Source organism: Planococcus sp. 107-1 (genome assembly GCF_021513255.1).
GTDB lineage: Bacteria > Bacillota > Bacilli > Bacillales_A > Planococcaceae > Planococcus.
Window position 1 is genome coordinate 162726 of sequence record NZ_CP090977.1, and the last position, 20936, is coordinate 183661.

Genomic DNA, 20936 nt, shown 5'->3' on the forward strand with positions numbered 1-20936 from the left:
CAGCCGGTCTTAAACGAATCGATGTTTAAGTTCGAAGGAAAATGGATAAGGGAAGCAAAACGCCAAGGCAATGATGGAGGTGCGGTGATGGCTGCAGACTTGTTGGGGTTTGTCGTTCTTGGGTTCTCGCTTTCTGTTCCGGTCGGCGCAATCACGATTGAGATGGTGAAAAGAGGGATGCATGGCGGTTTTTGGCCCGCATGGTTTGTCGGGTTAGGCGGCATGTCAGCAGATATTCTCTTGATGCTGCTGATTTATTTTGGAATGGCCGCTATGTTGATGACGGCTGCTGCGCAAACCGTAATGTGGAGCATCGGCTTCATCGTGCTGGTCTATTTAGGGTTGGATAGCATTCGGGCATCGGCCGCACCTTTTGACTTGGACCAGGGAAGAAGAGAGGGGAATAAATCACTGGCGGCTTGCTTTTGGGCAGGCTTTGCCATTGCGATTTCCAATCCATTGAATATCCTCTTCTGGGTAGGCATATACGGATCGGTCCTGTCGTCCACGCTTCAAGGCAAAAGCGGTGGGAGCGTCCTTTTTTACAGCAGCGCCATTTTCATCGGCATGGCAATCTGGGACGCAATCGTTGCGGCAGCAGTTCATTTTGGCAAAAATTTTGCGGGGCATAAATTTATGAAAGTCTTTTCAATTTGCGCAGGCTTCGCCCTCATCGGTTTTGGTTTATATTTCGGGTGGCAGGCGCTGCAAAATATTCTGGCGAGCTTTGTTTGAAACCTGCGAACCCGCTTATCCGTAAATGAAGACAAGCCAATTGAAAGGGGAAATGAAACATGGGAAATTATACAATCTCAGAATTTGTACGCAAGACACAGCAAGACGAACAGGAAAATGATTATTTCGAGCTTGAGACCGAACGGATATTGGAAGTGAATCTAATGGATACGGTATGGGCAAAAGCCGGCTCCATGATTTCTTATACCGGCCAGATTAAATTTGAACGTGAGCGCATGCTTGAACATGGCGTCAGCAAAATGTTCAAAAAAGCATTGACCGGCGAAGGCACTTCATTAATGAAAGCAACCGGGCAAGGCCGCTTGTATTTAGCTGACCAAGGGAAGAAAGTCACCGTCTTCGATTTGAACAATGAATCCATTACGGTAAACGGCAATGACTTATTAGCTTTTGAACCAAGCATTGAATGGGAAATCAAACTGATGCGGAAAGTTGCCGGCATGATGGCTGGGGGATTATTCAATGTCCAGTTAAGCGGGCAAGGCCGTGTTGCCATCACTTCCCATTACGAGCCGCTCACACTTCTCGTACGCCCGGGAGAATCGGTTATCACGGATCCTAATGCAACGGTCGCTTGGTCAGGAAATTTGGTGCCGGAATTCAAGACTGACATCAGTTTCCGGACTTTGATCGGCCGAGGAAGCGGGGAATCGATTCAAATGGAGTTTAAAGGCGAAGGTTTTGTCATTGTTCAGCCATTCGAAGAAGTTTACAGTGCGGGGACAACCACTTCTTAATTTCAACTAACGGCCAACTTGCCGTTTCAGGCAAGGAGATTCGGGAATAAGGGAACCATCAACTTTAAGAAAGGGGTGGAGCCATGGCCAGGCACTCCCAATTAGAGGATGAACTGGAATGGCAGTTTCAGAATGAACTCGATAAGCAGATCCGAAAGACGTATGAAACCGGTCAGACGCTCTACCACTACACGAGCTTGCAGAGTTTGATGGGAATGGTGGAAACCAATAACTTATGGATGAGCAAAGGGACTTTTCTGAACGACTCGAGTGAATTGATTTATTTTTCTAATGTGTTGAAAACGGTAATCGGCAAGATGGAGATCCAAACAGAAACTGAACTGTGGAAGTTATTTATCAACGAGCTCGAAGCGGCAATGGACCATTTTTTGAAGGAAATAGAAGAAAGCGGATTTGAAGTTTATATCTTCTCTCTATCTCATTCTCGGGATTCATTGGCCCTTTGGTATAACTACGCAAAAGGAGAAGGCTATAATCTGGGGTTTTACGCAGAAGATCTTTTGGGGAAACTGGGGAACTTGCCAGATGGGCAACGGGCGCTCCACGGCTTTGTCGAATACGATCGCAAAGAACAGGAATTGCTATTGATGAACTTTTTAATGGAAACATTTAAAGTGGCTATCAATCACGATATCCAAAAAGTGAAAAAAGCATTGCCCAAGCATTTCTTTACGGTGATTTCCAGCTGTGCAGTATTTTTCAAAGACCTGCTTTTAAAAGTGAAGAAGAATACCGCATCGCTTTATTGGATACAGGCGATAAATTAAAGCAGGCAGTTAGCTTTAGGGCCCAAAATGGCATCATTATCCCTTATATCGCAGTGGATTTTAAGGGGAGATTGCCGCTCAGCCACATTACCATCGGCCCTAAGAACAATATCGATATCGCCAAAAGAGGCATGGAACATTATATGAAGAGCAAAGGATATGACATGGACCAACTCACAATCAGTAAATCAGTAGCGGCCCTTCGGTATTGATTTCATTAAAATGAGGAGTGATTGAATGTATCCAGATCTAGTAGGAAAAACAGCCATTGTTACTGGGGCATCTAAAGGGATTGGCAAGGGGATTGCTGAACGGTTCGGAAAAGAAAAGATGAATGTGGTGGTGGATTATTTCACGGATCCGGAAGGTGCTGAAGATACCGTAGCTGTTATCCGTGAAAATGGAGGCAATGCAGTGGCGGTTAAAGCCGACGTTGCCAATGAAAAAAGCATCGCCAAACTGGTTGAAGCGGCATTAGAGAATTTTGGTTCTCTGGATGTATTGGTGAATAACGCGGGGTTCAGTGAAAGCGCGCCGACAGAAGAGATGGATTTGGAAACGTGGCAGCGCGTGTTGGATGTGAACTTGACCGGCGCCTTTATCGCGAGCCGGGAAGTGCTCAAGTATATGTCAGAAAACAAGGTGCAAGGAAGCATCGTTAATATTACGAGTGTGCATCAAGCCATTCCGAAAGTGGACAATGTCCATTATGCCGTCACAAAGGCAGGGCTCAAAATGATGACGGAAACTTTAGCTCTTGAATATGCCGACCAAGGAATCCGCATCAATGCCATTGGTCCGGGAACGATCCATACACCGGCAAACCCGGCTGAAGAACAAGAAGGCGAAGAACAGGCAAAAACGATGGAGAAAATACCGATGAAAAAAATCGGTAAGCCCAAACAAATTGCGGCTGCCGCGGCTTGGCTTGTATCAGAGGAAGCGGATTATGTAACCGGTGCTACACTATTTGTGGACGGCGGCATGACTTTATATCCATCCCAATTAAAATGAAATGAAGTCGTTCATTCAACTAAAGACAAAGGCAAAACAGCTTTGCAGCCAGCGAAGTTGTTTTTTATTTGATGGGGATATTATTTCGAGAAAACAGTCTTTAGTACCAAAATTATTGAATTGACAGATTTTTTAAAATATCTTCACAAAATTCCTTGCATTTTAGCTTAAATATTGTATTATTACTTTAAGCGATATATTGCATACGGAATTTTGAGCAACGAAGTATTATTTCGAAATCATTAAATGTTGAAATACAGCCACTTAGGCCAGCGTTTCAGTCATCAAGGAGGAAAAAAGATGGACCGTAAGTTATCATTTAGTCAATATTCAATAGTAGGTATGATGTTGTTTGCATTGTTCTTTGGAGCAGGGAACTTAATTTTCCCGGCGCAGCTTGGCCAATATGCAGGATCAGAAGTGTGGATCGCCATTGCCGGGTTCTTAATCACAGGCGTCGGGTTGCCATTGCTTGGGATTTTAGCAATCGGCTATTCGAAAAGCAGTGATTTGCAGGATCTCTCTAGCCGGGTGCACCCTGTATTCGGGCTTGTTTTCACCGCATTATTGTATCTGACAATCGGGCCGTTCTTCGCTTTGCCGAGAACTGGCGCTGTTTCTTATGAAGTAGGGATTGCACCATTTATCGGAGAAGGCAATCTGGCAATCGGCTTGATCATCTTTTCCGTAATCTTTTACGCCATTTCCCTGTGGCTTTCATTAAATCCTTCAAAGTTAGTTGATAATGTCGGGAAGTATTTATCTCCTGCGATTTTATTGACGCTTGCGGCTTTGTTGATCATGGCGATCATCAAACCGATGGGTTCACCTGAAGCTCCTCAAGAAGCTTATGCAAGCGGCGCTTTTTTGAAAGGCTTTACGGAAGGCTATAACACCATGGATGCATTGGCCTCTTTAGTATTTGGGATTATCGTCATTGCGACCGTCCGTAAATTGGGTGTGAATTCTCCAAAAGGAATCTTAGGCGCAACATTGAAAAGCGGTGTCGTTGCCGCTGCACTTTTGGCGATCGTTTATACGGGAATTGCTTACCTTGGCGCAACGAGCACCAACACATTAGGGCTTATGGATACAGGCGGCCCTGTATTAAGCGGCGCTTCTGCCCATTATTTCGGGACATTCGGTGCGTCTTTACTGGCCATCATCATCACGCTGGCATGTTTGACAACGGCGATCGGGTTGACAGTAGCGAACGCGGAATTCTTCCATAAACTGACGCCGAAGATCAGCTATAAAACTTATGTCGTTATATTCTCAGTCTTCTCCTTGATCGTTACCAATGCGGGACTTGCGAATATCATCACGTATTCAATTCCAGTATTGATGTTCTTGTACCCACTTGCGATTGTTTTGATTATCTTGGCATTCTTGTCGCCATTGTTCAAACATGACCGTCTTGTCTATGTATCAGCGATGACGGTAACGTTTTTCATCGCAATCATTGATGGCTTTAAGACGTTGACGAGTTCACTTGAAATAGCGAATCCGGGCTGGCTGCAAGCTATCATCGATTTCTATGCTTCCTCGTTGCCGCTCTATGCGGATGGGCTTGGCTGGTTATTGCCGGCACTCATCGTCATTGCGATTACGGGAGTCATTGCCCGCAGCAAAAAAGGCGTCAATGTCCAAGGTGTACAGAATGAAGCTTACAATAAATAAAAATAGAAAAAGCTGCAACAGAAGCGAATCTGCTTCTGTTGCAGCTTTTTTCTTTGAGAATCAATGGGTCAATTCGTCCGTGGTACGGATCCAATTCGATTTCATGAGTTGAGCGGCCTTTTCGCCATCTTTCTTTTTCAATGCGTCAATGATCTGCACGTGTTCATCATGTGAATGCATCGTCAATATCAATGAATGATGGAAAAACTGTCTTCTGACATGGGCTTGCAGGCGATTGAGTATGGTCGTGATATACGTATTATTTGCTGCATCCACCATGTATTGATGAAACTCTTCGTCAATTCGAAGCGATGAGGAATGGTCTCCGGATTTGATGGCTTTTGCGAAACGGTGGTTCGTCTCTTCCAATAGTTCGATCAGCTCATCGTCCAAATTCGGAATGGCGAGCTCAGCCGCTAAAGCCTGTAATGCTGCAAGCGGCGGCAATAATTCTTTAATGTCTTCCTTGTCGACTTTGGTAACGCGTGTCGCTTTTCCTGGGAACATTTCAACGAAGCCTTGTGTTTCCAAAAGTTGAAGGGCTTCCCGTATCGGCGTTCTGCTTAAATTTAAGGCAGTTGCAAGTTCAGTGTCTGTCAATTTTTCTTCAGGCTGCAAAGTACCATCGATGATCCACTGCTGTAGTTGAAGATATGCGCTTTCTTTCGCAGTGACCCGAACAGGTTTTGCATGGTTTACTGGAATCGGCATAAAGTACTCTCCCTTTCTGATGCATGAATTAAGTATAATTATACACTAGTTTGTAGAAAATGGATATATGCATTATGCAATATATTACTTGCTTACTGCTTTTGGAATGATTTGCTGTTTTATTTTTATGGTGAAGGGAATAGATGGAATAACTAGCAATAAGAAGAGGAGTGTGGAAGCCTTGCTGACATTTACACCGAGCCAAGATACGAATACGGTAGCAGTGGAATTTGACGGGAAAGCCCGTTTAGAAGACGCATTGAAACTAGATAAAATTATCCAAGAGAAATTTTCGGAAAAAGGAAAGTTTAATATTTATGCGGTGATCGATGATTTAGACGATGCCACGATTCGAGGCATTATAGAAGGCATGAAGATGGATCTGAGTCGCTGGAATCACTTTGAAAAACTTGCGGTCATCAGTGAAAAGAACTGGAGCAACTTAAAAGTGAAACTGGAAGAGTTGCTGTCGGATATCGATATCAAACATTTTAAAATGGAAGAAATGCACGAAGCCTGGGATTGGATCCAAAAAGCGGGGAAAGCGCGATGCTCTGTAGCATCGCGCTTTTCTGCTTTTAGAATTCTTCTACATGGATCAACTCGGCTTTTACAATGTGATACATATTAAGCACGATGGATTTTCCTTGTTCGTTTTCCACTTGGATAAAACTGACGGCAACACCTGGGAAATTGTCTTCTAGCGACTCTTCAATGCGGATGCTTCTCAGCCACTCGCCGGTGGTCAAGAGAATATCATAGGTGTAGAATACTTTCTTCATGCAAATTCCTCCTTCAGGAAAGATGAATGAATCTGAATCCGGCAGAAGCGTTTGGTATGCGAAGGTATGAATGCGCCAAGCTTTGTATTACACTTATTATAAAACAAATGGGCTTTGACAGATAGGATGAGAAATGATGAAACAGGAAATTACGGTAAAATTGAATGATAAATTCAAAGCGAGCTATGCGGCAGGCTATCCGTTGATCGAAAAAGAGGCTTTAGCCGATACTCAAATGTTGAAAGAAGAAGGATCCCTTCTCAGGTTGACAGATTCGCAAGGGCGCTTTTTAGCCCGCGGCTATTACGGCAAGCAAAATAAGGGGCTTGGATGGATTTGGACACGCAATGAAGAGGAAAGCATCGACCAGGCTTTCATGGAACGCAAGTTGGCTAAATCCATTAACAGAAGGCAGCCCTATTTCGATGATCCGGCAACTACAGCTTTTCGCGTAGTGAACGGGGAAGGTGACGGCTTCGGAGGGTTGACGATCGATTATTACGGCGGCTATTACTTGTTGAGCTGGTACAGTGAAGGAATCTACACATTTAAAAAAGACATCATTGCGGCGCTTCAGAACGTAGTGGAATTCAAAGGGATCTACGAGAAGAAACGTTTTGATACGAAAGGCCAGTACATTGAAGACGATGATTTTGTAGCGGGAGAACGCGGCGAGTTCCCATTGATTGTTAAAGAAAATGGCATGAATTATGCCGTTTACTTAAATGACGGTGCAATGACCGGTATTTTCTTGGACCAGCGCGATGTGCGCCGGACGATCCGGGACACCTATGCAAAAGGAAAAACCGTCTTAAATACTTTCTCATATACCGGTGCTTTTTCGGTGGCTGCTGCACTTGGCGGCGCGGCAAAAACCACGAGCGTGGATTTGGCAAAACGCAGCTCGAGCAAAACCATCGAGCAGTTTAGTGTGAATGGAATCGATTACGAACAACAAGACATCCTTGTCATGGACGTTTTCAATTATTTTAAATACGCAAAGCGCAAAGAATTGAAATTCGATATGGTCATCTTGGATCCGCCGAGTTTTGCCCGTTCGAAAAAATACACGTTCAGCACGTCAAAAGATTACACCAACTTGATGCGTGAAGCCATTGCCATCACAGAAAAGAACGGAATCATCGTTGCTTCTACCAATAGCGCTTCATTTGGCATGAAGAAATTTAAAGGCTTTATCGATAAGGCTTTTAAAGAAGAAGGAAAGAAATACAGCATTGTAGAAGAATTCACTTTGCCTGCAGATTTCCGCGTCCAAAAAGAGTTTAAAGAAGGCGACTATCTAAAGGTCTTGTTTATTAAGTTGAAATAGGCCTGAAACTATGGCGAAATCTTGAAGAGGTGCATGGAACATTTTCTAAATCAAGAGGCTGGCTCTTGTGCATAGAAGCCCACTCTCCCTATAATGATAAACAGAGAACAAGGGGGAGAACGATGAAAAATTCACTGAAAAAACTTTCGGATCATGGGCTTGATCGAAGGAAGTTCCTTATTGATCCTTCTTTTCATTGCCATGCCATTGAAATATTTTGTTGATTTGCCGGAAGCGGTCAGCTTTGTCGGGCCGATCCACGGTGCGCTGTTTACGTTATACATTCTCTTTATCGCTTATATGACGTTCATTGCCAGATGGCCGTTCCGTTTTTCAATCGGTGCATTCGCTGCTGCGTTTATCCCGTTCGGCAATATTGTTTTGGACAAACGGCTTGAAAATTGGAAGCAAAATCATTCAACAGAAAATAGTTTGGCTTAATCATCCGGCTGCGGAACAAATTCCGCAGCCGGATTTTTTTGCGCCGGAATCTGTCGGTTGGTCTGCAACTAGATTATAATAAAGGCACAAAGAAGACTTTGTTTTCGAATTCTTCTGACCCGTCAGGACGGGCTAGCATGCACATACATAATTGGAGGCGGGTTGATGGCAAAATCAATAAGTTCGTCCATGGCTGGAAATCCGGTTTATCCGGTCATGTTTGCAATTGGCGCCTGCCATTTGCTGAATGATTCATTGCAGGCAGTTATTCCCCGATGTTTCCGATACTCGAGAAGGATTTAGGGCTGACTTTCACGCAACTGGGATTGATCGCATTCGCGTTGAATATTGTCGCGTCCCTTCTGCAGCCGGTAATTGGATTTATAAGTGACAAGAAACCGATGCCGTTTGCGCTGCCGTTCGGCATGACCAGTTCGTTTCTCGGAATGGCGGGGCTCGCCTTTGCGCCGGAATATTGGATGATTCTCTTATCGGTCGTCTTTCTCGGCTTCGGTTCAGCCGTATTTCATCCGGAAGGTTCACGGGTGTCGTATATGGCAGCGGGAACAAAGCGCGGATTGTCCCAATCGATCTTCCAGGTCGGCGGAAATTCTGGACAGGCACTCGCTCCGTTGATCAGTGCCTTTATCCTCGTCCCGCTCGGGCAAAGAGGGGCCGCGCTATTTTTATTTGTAGCTGCCCTTGGGATTTTCATCCTATCGAGGATTTCGGTCTGGTATAAAGAAGAGCTGGCGCAGCAAAAGCTGCAAAAAGGGAAGAAAGTGCTCCTTTCTTCATTGCCGGAACTGACGAAAAGACAAGTAGGTGCAGCGTTGGCGTTGTTGCTGATCATTATTTTTGCGCGTTCCTTCTACGTTACGAATATGACGAGCTTTTACATTTTTCATTTGATGGAAGCTTACGGATTGACCATTCAGACAGGGCAGCTCTACATCTTCCTGTTCTTGGCGGTTGGTGCAGCCGGAACATTTTTCGGCGGGCCGCTCGCAGACCGGATTGGCAGAAAAAACGTTATTGTGCTGTCGCTTTTGGTGCCGATTCCGCTAGCCCTTGCACTTCCGTATGTTCCGCTATTCGCGGTGCTGATTTTGCTCGCATTGATTGGGTTTTTCATCATGCTGAGCTTTTCCGTGACGGTCGTTTATGCGCAGGAGCTCGTCCCGAGCAAAATTGGAACAATGTCCGGGCTAACGGTCGGCTTAGCTTTTGGAATGGGGGCCATTGGGGGCGTGGTCATTGGGATCTTGATGGATTCCATCGGCGTTTACGAAACAATGGTCGTGGTGTCGTTCTTGCCGATCATCGGCTTAGTCGGGCTCGGTTTGCCGCGCGACCGGAAAATTACTGCTAGTTAATCAATCGAAAAGGGTGATGGAGAAATGGCTATAGCAATTCCTGAAATTCCAACGAAAATCGAAACAGAGCGTTTGGTGCTGCGAATGCCGAAACCGGGAGACGGGGCTGTTATCAATTCCGCGATTCGGGCATCCATTAATGAGTTGAAGCCGTGGCTTCCGTTTGCCCAAACAACGCCGACAGCTGAAGAAACCGAAATCAATATTTTAGAAGCGCATCTCTTGTTTATGAAAAAAGAAAATCTTCGTTACGTAATCTTCAGCAAAGAAACCGGTGAATTTATTGGAAGCACCGGATTTCATAGCATAGAATGGGATATTCCGAAAATGGAAATCGGCTATTGGATCAACACGGAAGCGAGTGGCTTCGGCTATATGTCAGAAGCCATTTCGGCATTGACGGAGCTTGCGTTGAACGGTTTTGGGTGCAAGCGCTTGGAAATCAGATGCGATGCGGAAAATTACAAGAGCCGGGCCATTCCTGAAAAGTTAGGATTTGTATTGGAAGGTGTTTTGCATAATGATGAATTATCAGTGGATGGCAAAAACCTGACTGACACGTGCATTTATGCAAAATTTAGCTGAGCGAATAAAACAGAGGTTTGCTCAAAGGAAATGGAGCTTTTATCTATGAAGAAACAACAAGAAACGAACGGTCTCAAACCCTTTATTTCATTGATCCTTTCGTTGAAGATTCCAAAATGGGCGCTTATCTTTGGCCTTGCGACGAGCGTTGTAACGACAATAGTGGGTCTTGCGGTGCCATTATTGACGCGGATCTGGTCGACGGCTTTTCGGTGGAAACCATCAGCCCCTGGCTTGTCGGGGCACTCGTTGCCGCTTTCATTTTGCAGGCCGTCATTAACGGAATATCCATTTATCTATTGAGCATGGTGGGGCAGAAAATCGTAGCTGAACTTCGTGATCGGATGTGGGTGCATTTGATCCGGCTGCGCGTCCCTTATTTTGATCAGCAAGCAAGCGGGGAAACGGTCAGTCGGGTTGTTAATGACACAGGAATTGTCCGAAACCTGATTACTGACCACTTCCCGCAATTTATTACCGGCATCATCTCCATCATCGGAGCAGTCACCATTTTGCTGCTGCTTGATTGGAAAATGACCTTGATTATGCTGATTTCAGTACCGCTTACGATTGCCATCATGATTCCGCTTGGACGACGGATGGCGAAAATCTCCAGAAGTCTGCAGGATGAAACGGCGACTTTCACTGGCCATGTTCAACAGACATTGAGCGAAATCCGTTTGATGAAATCTTCGACCGCTGAAATGATTGAAGAAAAAAGAGGCCAATCAGGCATCCAGACCTTGTTTCAAATCGGGTTAAAAGAAGCGAGAATCTATGCCTTGATTGCGCCGCTAATGTATACCGTGGTGATGGCCGTGATCGTGATGATTATCGGGTACGGCGGAATCCGCGTAGCAGAAGGGACGATGTCGACGGGCTCTCTTGTGGCGTTCCTCTTGTATTTGTTCCAAATCATTATGCCGATGACCGGCTTTGCTTTATTTTTTACAGAACTTCAAAAAGCAAAAGGGGCAACGGAGCGTATTATTGAAATCCTGGATCTGCCGCTTGAAGAAGGGCAGGAAGGTCTGCAAATCGATATCGCGAATAAAACCTTGCGGGTTTCGAACGTCAGCTTTTCCTATGAAAAAGGCGAGCCAGTATTAAAAAATCTTTCTTTTGAAGCGAAGCCGGGTGAAATGATTGCTTTTGCCGGTCCAAGCGGTGGAGGCAAAACGACGGTCTTTGGATTGATTGAACGATTTTATGAACCGGAAGACGGAACCATCACGATAGGTGAGACTCCGATAAACGAATTATCAATGCTAGCTTGGCGCAGCCAAATCGGCTATGTTTCCCAGGAAAGTGCGATGATGGGCGGGACCATCCGGGAGAATTTGGTGTATGGACTCCCGGAAGCCGGAGCTATTTCAGATGAGGTATTATGGAATGTTGCAGAAATGGCCTACGCAAAAGAATTCATTCAAGAATTTCCAGAGGGGCTGGATACGCAAGTCGGAGAGCGCGGCGTGAAATTATCGGGAGGGCAGCGCCAGCGAATTGCCATTGCCCGGGCGTTCTTAAGAGATCCGAAAATATTGATGATGGACGAGGCGACCGCGAGCCTGGATAGCCAATCGGAAGGCATCGTCCAGCAAGCGTTGAGCCGGTTGATGGAAGGGCGCACTACCTTGGTCATTGCCCATCGCTTATCGACCATTGTGGATGCGGACCAAATTGTCTTTATTGAAAAAGGCCAAGTGACGGGCATCGGAACCCACGAAGAACTTAGCCGGATGCACGGCCTTTACAGTGAATTTGCGGAACAGCAATTGACTTGATTAGAGGTTAATAAGGCTGGATGGGCGCTTGCGCTTGTCGCGGCTGACAAGGCGGCTTCGCTTTTCGGTGTCTAGACTCCAGCGCCCAGTCCCTCGGGGTCTTAAGTCAGCCCACTGCGGAAATCGGGATTTCCTTCGTGTTCTGCCTTAAGCCTGTCGGGACTAGATGGGCGCTTGCGCTTTTCGGGCTTGACCTTGACGCTGCGTTAAGGTGTAGAGTGGTTTTGAGGAGGTGAGCGGATGGAATATACGGTCCAGAAATTGGGCAGGCTGGCAGGGGTCAGCACGCGGACGTTGCGTTATTACGATGAAATTGGGCTCCTTGAACCGGCAAGGAAGAATTCATCAGGTTACCGGATTTACGGGCAAGCAGAAGTGGATAAGCTGCAGCAAATCCTCTTTTACCGGGAACTTGGCGTCGATCTGGAAAGCATCAAGAATATCGTCAATGATCCGTCGTTTGACGGCCCGTCAGCTTTAAGAAGACATCGGCAGCAGCTCCTTGAAAAACGCAGGCAATTGGATGTTTTGATCACTAATGTGGAAAACACCATTTCTGCAGTGGAAAGGAAGAGTGAAATGGCAGACACTGAGAAGTTCAAAGGATTTAAACAGCAGCTGATTGAGGACAATGAAAAGCATTACGGCGAGGAAATACGCGCGAAGTACGGCGATGAAACAGTCGACCAATCGAATGTGAAGATGCTGAACATGAGCGAAGAAAAATACGCAGAGTTTAAGCGGCTGGAGCAGGAAGTGCTCGATACTTTGGCGTCGGCTATTGAAACCGGCGATCCGGCTGGTGTTCTTGGACAAAAAACAGCGGACCTTCATAAACAATGGCTGTCTTTTACATGGCCGACCTATAGCAAAGAAGCTCATGCCGGACTTGCGCAAATGTATGTCGACGATGAACGTTTTGCGGCTTATTACGACAAAGCTCGTCCGGGAGCAGCTAAATTTTTGCGCGATGCTATTTTTGTTTACACAGGGATGACTAAATAAGGAACGGTTTCAGTGCTTGTTGAAAAACAGGCACTGGCCGTTTTTTTGTTTAACTTTTAAAGCGATCCAGGAATTTTTCAAAGAGTCGGGAGTATTTATTTGAAAGTCGGGAGTATGCCAATAAAAGTCGGGAGTATTCGACTCCAAGTTAAGAATAAAGAGAAAATTCGCTTTTTGTGAGAACAACTCTTCTTCTATTTTTCTACTATTTCGGCTTAAATGGTTTACAAATTCTTAACAAAAATTCACATTTTATTTACAGCATTTCGATCAAAAATTTGCTAAACTAAACCCATCTTAGTCACTTAGCCAAGGCCATGCGTTACTATTCAGGAGGAGAGTTTTCATGGAAGAAAATAGGACGGTGTCCACTATTCCACTTAAGGTTATGTCATTCAATATCGCTCACGGGATGGGAATGGACAATAAAGTGGATTTGGAGAGAATCGCCTATATCATTGAACAGTCAGGGACAGAAGTGATCGGCTTGCAGGAACTTGACCGTTATTTTGATGAACGCAGTTCGTTTATTGATCAGGTAGAATGGTTGAGCGAAAGGCTCGGCATGTATGCGGCTTTTGGAGCAAATCTAAATTTGGAGCCCATTGAAGCAGAAAGGCCTCGAAGACAATACGGAAACGCTGTGTTCAGCAAGTATCCTATCAAGTATGTAGAAAATCATTTATTGACTGAAGTGGAGTCCCCGTTTACGCCAAGTGAACAACGCGGTATTTTAGAAGCGGTGATTGAAGTGAAAGGCACCTACCTTAGTTTTTATAACACGCATTTATCCTTGAAAGAAGAACAGCTTCAACTAAATGTAGATGAAATTTTGGCTATTATGGACAAAAGCCATTTTCCAAAAGTGTTGACCGGAGACTTTAATGCGAATCCGGAACAACCGCAGATCAAACGGTTAACAAATTGGTTGAATGATGCGTTCGCGGATGTAGAAGAAGGGAAATCCTTTACATATCCAGCACCCCATCAAGATGGAAGTGACGGCGTCATGTTAAAACCGATAACCCGCATTGACTACATTTTGACGGATTCACTGTTGCCGCCAAAACAGGCATCGGTTATTGAAACTTCGGCTTCTGACCATTTGCCGATTGTAGCGGAACTTGTCTTGGCTAGTGCAGCAAAACCGACAAAATCTGCAGCAGGCATGAGAAATCAATAAACCGAAAAAAGCCGGAAGCATCCTTTGCTTCCGGCTTTTTTCATGCTTATGAATAGCTGTGTTCAGCTGCTATGCGTTCGCGCCGGCATATTTTCACCAGCAAATAGACAAGCGGTGTGTCGAGAGCCGCAGCGCACCATTTGAAAGCGTATTGCGTGAAAATCATGGCGATCAATGCAGAAAGCGGCATCGTTCCGTAAAAAGCGATAACGATAAAAATCGTCGTATCGACCAACTGGCTGACCATCGTCGAAGCATTATTGCGCAGCCACAATTTCGACTCGCCGTGGCGGTCTTTTAATTTGTGGAAAATGGTAACGTCCAGGTTTTGGCTGATGAAATAGGAAACGAGGCTCGCTAGCGTGACACGGAAGCCCGCTGAAAAAATGGTTTCAAAAGAAGCCTGATCACCGAAAAACGGAGCCGAAGGCAACTGGATGGCGAAATAGATAAATGCCAGGGCGCATAATTGTGTGATGAAACCGGCAAATACCGTTTTTCGCGCCGCTTCTTTTCCGTACACCTCAGCAATGGTATCGGTAATCGGAAAAGTGAACACATACACGATGACCGCAGCTGGCAGAACGAGCCACTCGCCGATGCTGAAAAGTTTTACCGCCAAAATATTCGAGAGAATCAACAAGCCGACAAAAGCGCCGTTTAAGTAAAGCAACATCTAGACGGCCCCCTTAGCGATTGGTAATCGTTTCAGGATACATGTCGTGATTCATCATCCGGTACGATGCCATTTCTTCGTATTTTGTTCCAGGTTTGCCGTAATTCGTATAAGGGTCGATGGAAAGGCCGCCGCGCGGTGTGAATTTCCCCCATACTTCAATATAGCGGGTTCCATTAATTTAATCAGATCGTTCATGATGATATTGACGACATCTTCGTGGAAATCGCCATGGTTGCGGAAGCTGAATAAATACAATTTCAAGGATTTGCTTTCCACCAATTTTTTATCCGGGATGAAGCTGATGTACATCGTCGCGAAATCCGGCTGTCCCGTTTGCGGACAAAGCGAAGTGAATTCCGGGCAATTGAATTTCACGAAATAATCCCGTGTGTGGAGATTATCAATCGGTTCCAAAATGTCCGGATCGTACTCGAATTTGTATTTGGTGTTCTGATTGCCGAGCAATGATAAGTGATCTAATGTGTCTTCGTTTCTTCCTGCCATGAAAAAAGGCCTCCCTCAAGTAGCCGGCTTGAGAGAGGCCTATAAAAAACGGAAAAAGAAAAGCCGAATCGCATGTGGATTCGGCTGAGTTTCGTCAATCCATAGTTTTTTATAGAGGGTGAAATGCTATGAACCTCTCCCGTTGCCGGGTTATAAAATTAGTCTAACTCATTCATAGTAAAAGACTTTCCCATCGGTGTCAATGGGTGTAGGAAGCTCTGACAATGCTCTGTCCATGTTCACGGAAAAGAATATTGGCAGGTGACTCTTTCATCTTCCGGACGTTGCTGATGATAAAGCGGCTCTTCGGCAAGGTCGGCATGCGCGTCATGTCGTATGCTAAATCCTGCTTTGGCACGCTGTAGCTGATATTCTCCGTGAAGTATTTAAAGAACGCCTGCATGACCATAACCGTCATCCATTCACCGGCACAGCGGTGGCCGGCGTAATGATCGCCGCCGCCTTGTTGGATGAATGAGAACGGGCTGCCTTTCCAATTTTCAAAGCGTTCCGGAATAAATTCATCGGCTCTATCCCAGCTGTCGGGATGGCGGTTCGTGCCGAAAATATCGAGGACGACCATCATGTTTTCTTTGAAATGATAGCCATGCCAGACAAAATCCTTTTTCACTTTTGCTGCCATTGCTGGAGTGAAAGGGTAATAGCGGCGGACTTCCTGTGCAAACATATGGCTGTAATTGTTCTGGTCTTCCTGCAATTTCGTTTTTGTTTCCGGATACTCATGAATGGCAAGTGCACCGAACACAATAAGGAATGAAGTCGCGAGCATTGGGCGATATGAATTATTCAAGTCGACCGCAGCGGTGTGGAGATCTAATAATTTCCCGTCTGTTCCGCGATGGTTGGCAACGATATAGGCAGCGGTATACGGCGGCGGTTAAAGACACCTGAGCGGATATCCTGAATAATGTCTTTCAGCCAGGCTTCCTGGCTTTGCCGGGCAGCTGCTGCGCGTTTAAACCGCGCAATCGATCCATTGAAGGAATCGACCATCGATACCAATTCTTCGGTGCGCTGCTTCACTTCACTTTCCTTTAGAGGAAGGCCAGCCCAATGGCAGATGGCGCGCGTTAGAATTTCTTGGACTTCATCCAGCAGCACAACTTGGTCCATTGTTTCCCACTGGCTCGCTTTCGCATCGAGTTCTTCAATGGCCATCCGTTTAATATCTTCAAGTCGTTCAGGCGTCATCATCGAAAGGAACATGCGCTTCAAATGATGATGCTCTTCACCGTCTCGGCCGTGAATACCGCCTTCGCCAAGCAAAGTTTTCTTCAGAGGTTTCGGCATCGCGCCTTTTCGTTTAAAGTATTGATTATCATAAAAGAGGGAAGCGGCTTCTTCGCCGGAAATGCACACAGCTTTTTGGCCCATGAGACGGGTTTCAAAAATATCGGATCCCAGTTCTTGGCGCCGGCTCGGCATAAAGTTAAATCCTTCATTGATTAAGGATAAGGTGCTATCTAATTCCTTTGCACGGGGGATTGGCGTTTTCACTTTCATTGCTTTCAACTCCTCGAAATTTTTGCTTTATCTGAAGTAAGGCTATAGCTTAAAATATACCCTCTGCTGTTTTGAATAAACGCTGAATGGGTTCGCATGGAAGGGAGACAACCGATAATGGATAACCAATACGAAGTGACACCCGAAATACAGGCCTGGCTTCAAAAGTCGCTCAGCAGCAAAAGTGAACTAAATGAGATGGTCCCACTGAAAGGCGGAACTTCTTCGCATCTGTTTGAGTTCACTGCCGTACGTGAGGGCCAGCTCGAATCATTCGTCTTGCGCTTATTCACGCTAAAGGAATGGCTCATGATGGAGCCGGATCTGGCAAAACACGAGGCGGCTAGTTTAAAGGAAGCCAAAAAGACCCGCTTGGCAGTTCCAGAAATTGTGGCTTTTGATGAAACGGGTGAATTTTGTGGACTGCCGGCCGTGCTGATGACCAAAATTAGTGGAGAAGTCGTGCTGCAGCCGGCCGATGAAAAACAGTGGTTGAAAGAGATGGCGTTCGCATTGTCGGAAATCCACCGCCATAAAGCGGAAGCGTTTGAATGGGAATATTTCGCTTATAACGATGCATTGAAAATGGAGCGGCCTGTCTGGTCGGGATACGCAGACGAATGGGTGCGCGCATTCTATATTGTCGGCGGCATTCGGCCGGCTGCAGAATTTTGTTTCATTCACCGGGACTACCATCCCACGAATATACTATGGAAAGATGGCCGGGTAAGCGGGGTTGTGGATTGGGTTAACGCTTGCCGGGGACCAGCTGGAGTAGATATCGGGCATTGCCGCGTCAATCTCGCTTTGCTGTATGGAATTTCTGCAGCCGACGAATTTTTAGCGGCTTACGAGCAAGCGGCAGGAGAAAGTTTCACTTATAATCCTTATTGGGATTTGGCGGCATTGGTAGACGTTTCGGAAGGCCCGCCAACCGTTTATCCGGGTTGGGCTGTGTTTGGAATGACCGGTTTAACGGATGAATTGATAAGGCACCGTCTCGATGCATATCTCCTAAGTTTGTTAAAGCGTTTTGACGAATAAATAGAGGTGCTCGGCATTCTCAAATTCTTGCAGGTTTGATTTCTCCTAAAAAGGAAATATACAAAACAAGCAAGCTTTTGAGGAGGAACCAAGATGACGGATCAACAATTAAAGGGATTAAAAGAACAATTGATCGAACAAAAGAGTTCTTTAGAAGATCGTGTTGAACATACAGAAGAATTTGATACGACAGAGCTGTCAAATTACGATAACCATCCGGCAGATAATGCCACCGACTTGTTCGACCAGGAACGCGGAATGGCGCTTAACCAATTCAAAGAAGACGAATTGGATGATGTCAACGCGGCGTTAGCGGCAATCGAAGAAGGCACTTATGGAAAATGCACCGTTTGTGGAAAAGACATTCCGTATGAACGGCTCGAAGCATTGCCGACAGCTTTGACATGCATCGACCATGCCGACCAAAACCCGGATTTAACCACGCGTCCACCGGAAGAGGATGTGCTCCAAGGCGCTACTGGCCAGCCGGTCGAGAAAGAAGACGGCCGCCTGCGCGACTACACGGATTCCTTTGAAGACGTAGAAGACTACGGTTCTTCAGATGGACCGCAGGACCAGCCTGGAAAAGATGAAGACATGAAAGGATTTTACGAAGACGAAAAATAAAGATCGGCCTCTGCTTCTTGCAGAGGCTTTTTACGTTGAGAATATATTGACGCTCCTGCATTTATTCCCTAGAGTAAAAAGAAATACAGGAGGGGGAAACGGCATGAAGGAGTTGGAACAGGAGATTTATGAGCTGGAGTGCAGCCATATCCATCCGGACGTCCGCGTTTCTAGAGAGAAACTGGGAGATGTGCTGGATGATGAATTCTACGAAATCGGCAGTTCGGGAAGAATTTGGAGAAGGGCAGATTACGACGGCGATCATGCACTCACTCCTGACGAGATGGAAATTTCCGATTTTCTTCTGCATCCACTCGGCGAAGAAGCGGTATTGACCACTTATCAGATCTGGAATAAAACCAGCGGAAAAAAATCCTTGCGCAGTTCCGTGTGGAAAAAGCGGGCTTCTGGCTGGAAACTCTTCTTTCACCAAGGCACGCTTTCCGAATGAGCCGTGTTTGAGCGAAGCAAAAAGAGGTTATTTAAGTATTAATATGTTTTTGCAAAGGAGGGATTTAGATGGATCATGCCGTAGTGTTATTTGACGGAGATTGTAATTTCTGTGACTCGAGCGTTCAATTTATCATACAGCACGACCCGGCCGGCTATTACCAGTTTGCGTCACTTCAAAGCGACGTCGGAATGGAGCTACGCCAAAAATATGGGGTGCCGGACGATGTAGACAGCTTAGTACTGATCAAAGACGGGGAGGCTTACGTTAAATCGGAAGGCGCTTTAATGATTTCCCACCATTTAACGGGTTTGTGGAAATTAGCATACTATCTAAAGCCGTTTCCTCGCGCTGTGCGTGACGGCGCTTACGATGTGTTTGCTAAAAACCGCTATAAGGTTTTTGGAAAGCTCAACAGCTGTATGCTGCCGCCGCCTCATATCCGCAAACGCTTTTTGGATAAATAAAACAAGCTGGATGCTAAATGCATCCAGCTTTTTATTTTGCGGAAGGGGTGGATCTTTCCGCTTTTCTTTGTCCAGCTGCAAGAGCCAGCTTCTCCGGTCTTAAGTCAGCCCGCTGCGGCGGCAACAGCCTCCTCGCGTTCTGCCTTAAGCCTGTCGAAGCTACCCGGCTCTTTCCGCTTTTCTCACTCGAAATTTGATATTCTCCAATATTGGCTGGCGATGGAGGCGGGACATCCAGGCGAGGCCTTTGCTTTCGGCTTCGTGAATCTGGAACCAGTCGTCCATTTTATCGTTTTTCAAGTAAAACTTCGTGGTTAGGTGCTTGGTCGTGCAGGCCGACGATGTCGTATTGGCCGTTGCGGTAAAACGTTGCCGATACGTCATAGTCGATATTCGGCGACGTCGTTAAAGGGTTGCCGACGCTATGCGTTAAGGAGATGTTGACATTCCGGTCGTCTTCTTTCACTTTCTCCACCTGTACTTCAGTAGAAGAAGCGACGTCTGCTTTCCGGAATTTTTTCCGCCAGTCATAGGCGATGCTGACGCCTACGTCTTTTTTGAATTCAATGCGGGATTCTTCATCTCGCAGCTCGAGCGTGAAATTCACTTGGGTCCGGTAATCTTTAGCTTCCGCATCGAATCCCCGCCCGTCTCCGCCAAAATAGCGGTTGGGCGATAGCAAGTTAGGGTTCTGCAGAAGATCGTCGGGAAGGAAAGTCGTGTAGCGGAAATCCCATTTGCGATTTTGGTCAGAAACATCGGTTTTTGGCGAGTCCCCTAAAAGCTGATCGATTGATGCCAGTTTTTTCGTTACCCAAAATTCTTCCATCGCTGCTTTATCTTGAGAAGATTTGATGTTGATAAACCCGAAGATGTTGGCCAGGAATGATTTCTCTTCGCTGAAATCGGTTTCGGATCGTTCGAGCGGACGCTTTGCACGAATCCAATAGGTGTAGGCCTGGTCTTTCTCGATATCCCGATCCGTATATTGTCTTTTCTTGATCGTGTCTATCAATTCGCCGTCGCGGTAAATTTCGTATGAATCCACGCCTTCGATGCCTCCCCAGGCCAGTGCGATTTTTGAAGGGGTGACAATGGTGGTAAAGGCCCGCTGCTGGAGGAGATTGACAATGTCTTCTGAATGGTTTTCTGTGCTGGTCTGCATTTTAATTCGCTCAGCTTTCTTGCCTGAACTGTCTAAGCGGTCAAACGTATACGTATACATTTCACCCGGTTCCAGGTTTTCATCTGTGAAGCTATGGTCTGTTCCTTCGTAAATTACGTTGGCGTCTCTTTTGACGACACAGGTATCGCCTGTTTCCGTCCATTCAAAGTAAATGCTTGTATCGGTTTGCTTCAATAAATCGATTTCCAGGTGCGTATTTGCCTTATTCATTCGTCTGCCTCCTTCAAGTGGGTTTGGTAAACTATACCCGAATCCCGAATTTCCTGAACATTACTAGGCAGC

General features: G+C 45.9%; 22 protein-coding genes and 3 pseudogenes. 18 read left to right on the forward strand and 7 right to left on the reverse strand.

From position 1 onward, the window contains the following. The first annotated feature begins 87 nt into the window (after positions 1 to 87). The 6 genes from L0M13_RS01000 to brnQ all read left to right on the forward strand — a co-directional run bounded on the left by L0M13_RS01000 (position 88) and on the right by brnQ (position 4975). Positions 88 to 735, forward strand: a complete 648-nt coding sequence (locus L0M13_RS01000; RefSeq protein ID WP_235197912.1) for a LysE family translocator — start codon at positions 88 to 90, stop codon at positions 733 to 735. A gap of 59 nt (positions 736 to 794) precedes the next feature. Continuing rightward, positions 795 to 1493: an AIM24 family protein gene (locus L0M13_RS01005; RefSeq protein WP_235197913.1), complete on the forward strand. Its 699-nt coding sequence runs from the start codon at positions 795 to 797 to the stop codon at positions 1491 to 1493. 83 nt (positions 1494 to 1576) lie between these two features. Further along, positions 1577 to 2281, forward strand: coding sequence for a hypothetical protein (locus L0M13_RS01010; protein WP_235197914.1), 705 nt, complete (start codon positions 1577 to 1579; stop codon positions 2279 to 2281). After that, entirely contained in the window at positions 2260 to 2493 is a 234-nt protein-coding gene (locus L0M13_RS01015; RefSeq protein WP_235197915.1) for a hypothetical protein, read from the forward strand. Before L0M13_RS01010 ends, L0M13_RS01015 begins: the two co-directional genes overlap by 22 nt. Before the next feature lie 25 nt (positions 2494 to 2518). Beyond that, positions 2519 to 3295, forward strand: a complete 777-nt coding sequence (locus tag L0M13_RS01020) for a glucose 1-dehydrogenase (protein WP_235197916.1) — start codon at positions 2519 to 2521, stop codon at positions 3293 to 3295. Positions 3296 to 3595: 300 nt separating this feature from the next. Continuing rightward, on the forward strand, positions 3596 to 4975 hold the full coding sequence (gene brnQ / locus L0M13_RS01025; RefSeq protein ID WP_235197917.1) for a branched-chain amino acid transport system II carrier protein: 1380 nt from the start codon (positions 3596 to 3598) through the stop codon (positions 4973 to 4975). A gap of 60 nt (positions 4976 to 5035) precedes the next feature. Here the strand turns inward: brnQ and L0M13_RS01030 are convergent, their stop codons facing one another. After that, positions 5036 to 5686: a GntR family transcriptional regulator gene (locus tag L0M13_RS01030; RefSeq protein WP_235197918.1), complete on the reverse strand. Its 651-nt coding sequence runs from the start codon at positions 5684 to 5686 to the stop codon at positions 5036 to 5038. 181 nt (positions 5687 to 5867) lie between these two features. On the opposite strand from L0M13_RS01030, the gene L0M13_RS01035 reads away from it, so the two are divergent. Continuing rightward, positions 5868 to 6317, forward strand: coding sequence for a SpoIIAA family protein (locus tag L0M13_RS01035; RefSeq protein WP_235197919.1), 450 nt, complete (start codon positions 5868 to 5870; stop codon positions 6315 to 6317). Here L0M13_RS01035 and L0M13_RS01040 read toward each other — a convergent pair. After that, the gene (locus tag L0M13_RS01040) at positions 6265 to 6468 is read right to left on the reverse strand and encodes a hypothetical protein (RefSeq protein ID WP_235197920.1); all 204 of its coding nucleotides are present in this window, start codon (positions 6466 to 6468) and stop codon (positions 6265 to 6267) included. The genes L0M13_RS01035 and L0M13_RS01040 overlap by 53 nt on opposite strands. A gap of 136 nt (positions 6469 to 6604) precedes the next feature. Here L0M13_RS01040 and L0M13_RS01045 point away from each other — a divergent pair, with 136 nt between their 5' ends. From L0M13_RS01045 to L0M13_RS01075, 7 genes and pseudogenes are all read left to right on the forward strand, one after another. Continuing rightward, a complete protein-coding gene (locus L0M13_RS01045; RefSeq protein WP_235197921.1) occupies positions 6605 to 7798 on the forward strand; it encodes a class I SAM-dependent rRNA methyltransferase in 1194 nt (397 codons plus the stop codon). Between the two features lie 153 nt (positions 7799 to 7951). Beyond that, positions 7952 to 8239 (forward strand): DUF3817 domain-containing protein, encoded by a 288-nt coding sequence (locus tag L0M13_RS01050; RefSeq protein ID WP_235197922.1) that lies wholly within the window; start codon positions 7952 to 7954, stop codon positions 8237 to 8239. A 165-nt stretch (positions 8240 to 8404) separates the two neighbouring features. Beyond that, positions 8405 to 9615 (forward strand): annotated as a pseudogene (locus L0M13_RS01055) (MFS transporter). Positions 9616 to 9639: 24 nt separating this feature from the next. Next, positions 9640 to 10200, forward strand: a complete 561-nt coding sequence (locus tag L0M13_RS01060) for a GNAT family N-acetyltransferase (RefSeq protein ID WP_235197923.1) — start codon at positions 9640 to 9642, stop codon at positions 10198 to 10200. A gap of 45 nt (positions 10201 to 10245) precedes the next feature. Beyond that, positions 10246 to 11984: pseudogene (locus L0M13_RS01065) on the forward strand (ABC transporter ATP-binding protein). Positions 11985 to 12224: 240 nt separating this feature from the next. Beyond that, the gene (locus L0M13_RS01070; protein WP_235197924.1) at positions 12225 to 12989 is read left to right on the forward strand and encodes a MerR family transcriptional regulator; all 765 of its coding nucleotides are present in this window, start codon (positions 12225 to 12227) and stop codon (positions 12987 to 12989) included. A 346-nt stretch (positions 12990 to 13335) separates the two neighbouring features. Then, on the forward strand, positions 13336 to 14172 hold the full coding sequence (locus L0M13_RS01075) for an endonuclease/exonuclease/phosphatase family protein (RefSeq protein ID WP_235197925.1): 837 nt from the start codon (positions 13336 to 13338) through the stop codon (positions 14170 to 14172). 46 nt (positions 14173 to 14218) lie between these two features. On the opposite strand, the gene L0M13_RS01080 is transcribed toward L0M13_RS01075, so the two are convergent. From L0M13_RS01080 to L0M13_RS01095, 4 genes and pseudogenes are all read right to left on the reverse strand, one after another. Continuing rightward, the gene (locus L0M13_RS01080; protein WP_235197926.1) at positions 14219 to 14848 is read right to left on the reverse strand and encodes a queuosine precursor transporter; all 630 of its coding nucleotides are present in this window, start codon (positions 14846 to 14848) and stop codon (positions 14219 to 14221) included. A 13-nt stretch (positions 14849 to 14861) separates the two neighbouring features. Beyond that, positions 14862 to 15355: pseudogene (gene queF, locus L0M13_RS01085) on the reverse strand (preQ(1) synthase). 199 nt (positions 15356 to 15554) lie between these two features. Then, the gene (locus L0M13_RS01090; protein ID WP_235197927.1) at positions 15555 to 16166 is read right to left on the reverse strand and encodes a cytochrome P450; all 612 of its coding nucleotides are present in this window, start codon (positions 16164 to 16166) and stop codon (positions 15555 to 15557) included. 23 nt (positions 16167 to 16189) lie between these two features. Then, a complete protein-coding gene (locus L0M13_RS01095) occupies positions 16190 to 16879 on the reverse strand; it encodes a cytochrome P450 family protein (RefSeq protein WP_235197928.1) in 690 nt (229 codons plus the stop codon). 117 nt (positions 16880 to 16996) lie between these two features. On the opposite strand from L0M13_RS01095, the gene L0M13_RS01100 reads away from it, so the two are divergent. The 4 genes from L0M13_RS01100 to L0M13_RS01115 all read left to right on the forward strand — a co-directional run bounded on the left by L0M13_RS01100 (position 16997) and on the right by L0M13_RS01115 (position 19468). Next, the gene (locus L0M13_RS01100; RefSeq protein WP_235197929.1) at positions 16997 to 17923 is read left to right on the forward strand and encodes a phosphotransferase family protein; all 927 of its coding nucleotides are present in this window, start codon (positions 16997 to 16999) and stop codon (positions 17921 to 17923) included. A 93-nt stretch (positions 17924 to 18016) separates the two neighbouring features. Continuing rightward, complete coding sequence (locus L0M13_RS01105) at positions 18017 to 18550, forward strand: TraR/DksA C4-type zinc finger protein (RefSeq protein ID WP_235197930.1); 534 nt, start codon at positions 18017 to 18019, stop codon at positions 18548 to 18550. Between the two features lie 103 nt (positions 18551 to 18653). After that, on the forward strand, positions 18654 to 19001 hold the full coding sequence (locus L0M13_RS01110; protein WP_235197931.1) for a nuclear transport factor 2 family protein: 348 nt from the start codon (positions 18654 to 18656) through the stop codon (positions 18999 to 19001). A 68-nt stretch (positions 19002 to 19069) separates the two neighbouring features. Continuing rightward, entirely contained in the window at positions 19070 to 19468 is a 399-nt protein-coding gene (locus L0M13_RS01115; RefSeq protein WP_235197932.1) for a thiol-disulfide oxidoreductase DCC family protein, read from the forward strand. A gap of 286 nt (positions 19469 to 19754) precedes the next feature. On the opposite strand, the gene L0M13_RS01120 is transcribed toward L0M13_RS01115, so the two are convergent. After that, positions 19755 to 20864, reverse strand: coding sequence for a fibronectin type III domain-containing protein (locus L0M13_RS01120; RefSeq protein WP_235197933.1), 1110 nt, complete (start codon positions 20862 to 20864; stop codon positions 19755 to 19757). Positions 20865 to 20936: the final 72 nt, after the last annotated feature.

Bases quoted from the DNA above. Each gene is read 5' to 3' on its own strand.
- L0M13_RS01095 (WP_235197928.1), bottom strand. From the start codon at position 16,879: ATGAAAGTGAAAACGCCAATCCCCCGTGCAAAGGAATTAGATAGCACC.
- L0M13_RS01040 (WP_235197920.1), bottom strand. From the start codon at position 6,468: ATGAAGAAAGTATTCTACACCTATGATATTCTCTTGACCACCGGCGAG.
- brnQ (WP_235197917.1), top strand. From the start codon at position 3,596: ATGGACCGTAAGTTATCATTTAGTCAATATTCAATAGTAGGTATGATG.
- L0M13_RS01050 (WP_235197922.1), top strand. From the start codon at position 7,952: ATGGGCTTGATCGAAGGAAGTTCCTTATTGATCCTTCTTTTCATTGCC.
- L0M13_RS01005 (WP_235197913.1), top strand. From the start codon at position 795: ATGGGAAATTATACAATCTCAGAATTTGTACGCAAGACACAGCAAGAC.
- L0M13_RS01080 (WP_235197926.1), bottom strand. From the start codon at position 14,848: ATGTTGCTTTACTTAAACGGCGCTTTTGTCGGCTTGTTGATTCTCTCG.
- L0M13_RS01075 (WP_235197925.1), top strand. From the start codon at position 13,336: ATGGAAGAAAATAGGACGGTGTCCACTATTCCACTTAAGGTTATGTCA.
- L0M13_RS01000 (WP_235197912.1), top strand. From the start codon at position 88: ATGGCTGCAGACTTGTTGGGGTTTGTCGTTCTTGGGTTCTCGCTTTCT.
- L0M13_RS01115 (WP_235197932.1), top strand. From the start codon at position 19,070: ATGGATCATGCCGTAGTGTTATTTGACGGAGATTGTAATTTCTGTGAC.
- L0M13_RS01010 (WP_235197914.1), top strand. From the start codon at position 1,577: ATGGCCAGGCACTCCCAATTAGAGGATGAACTGGAATGGCAGTTTCAG.
- L0M13_RS01105 (WP_235197930.1), top strand. From the start codon at position 18,017: ATGACGGATCAACAATTAAAGGGATTAAAAGAACAATTGATCGAACAA.
- L0M13_RS01045 (WP_235197921.1), top strand. From the start codon at position 6,605: ATGAAACAGGAAATTACGGTAAAATTGAATGATAAATTCAAAGCGAGC.
- L0M13_RS01060 (WP_235197923.1), top strand. From the start codon at position 9,640: ATGGCTATAGCAATTCCTGAAATTCCAACGAAAATCGAAACAGAGCGT.
- L0M13_RS01070 (WP_235197924.1), top strand. From the start codon at position 12,225: ATGGAATATACGGTCCAGAAATTGGGCAGGCTGGCAGGGGTCAGCACG.
- L0M13_RS01120 (WP_235197933.1), bottom strand. From the start codon at position 20,864: ATGAATAAGGCAAATACGCACCTGGAAATCGATTTATTGAAGCAAACC.
- L0M13_RS01110 (WP_235197931.1), top strand. From the start codon at position 18,654: ATGAAGGAGTTGGAACAGGAGATTTATGAGCTGGAGTGCAGCCATATC.
- L0M13_RS01020 (WP_235197916.1), top strand. From the start codon at position 2,519: ATGTATCCAGATCTAGTAGGAAAAACAGCCATTGTTACTGGGGCATCT.
- L0M13_RS01030 (WP_235197918.1), bottom strand. From the start codon at position 5,686: ATGCCGATTCCAGTAAACCATGCAAAACCTGTTCGGGTCACTGCGAAA.
- L0M13_RS01100 (WP_235197929.1), top strand. From the start codon at position 16,997: ATGGATAACCAATACGAAGTGACACCCGAAATACAGGCCTGGCTTCAA.